The organism is Variovorax sp. 22077, from assembly GCF_052044195.1.
GTDB lineage: Bacteria > Pseudomonadota > Gammaproteobacteria > Burkholderiales > Burkholderiaceae_C > Variovorax > Variovorax atrisoli.
The window spans coordinates 1-396 of record NZ_JBQEQC010000118.1; the positions used below are offsets into that span (position 1 = coordinate 1).

General features: G+C 66.2%; 1 pseudogene. It reads right to left on the reverse strand.

Features of this window, described 5'->3' with window-relative positions:
• Positions 1–376 (reverse strand): annotated as a pseudogene (locus ACTJLF_RS34760) (electron transfer flavoprotein subunit alpha/FixB family protein); the annotation flags it as partial.
• Positions 377–396: the final 20 nt, after the last annotated feature.

Here is a 396-nt window from a genome sequence, read left to right on the forward strand (position 1 = left end):
GACGCTCGAAGGTGTCGGCGCTCACCACGGCCGTGATGTCGCTGATCTGCGCCACATCGAGCTTGGCGGCCACGCGCGGGGCGACGTTCTTGCCGTTGGCGGTCGAGGGGAAGAGGATGTGGCTGTAGCTGCCGGCGATGGCCAGCACTTGCGCGGCGACGTTCTCGGCGAGGTTTTCAGCGAGGCTGGGGCTGTCGGCCACGATGACCTTGGCAACGCCCGCGATCTGAGCGGCGGCCTTGCCGGCTTCGGCTGCATTGGCGCCTGCGACGAGGATGTGCACATCGCCACCGCAGGCGAGTGCGGCAGTCACGGTGTTCAGGGTCGCGGGCTTGACGGTCGCGTGGTCGTGTTCGGCAATAACAAGTGCGGTCATGTTCAGATCACCTTCGCTTC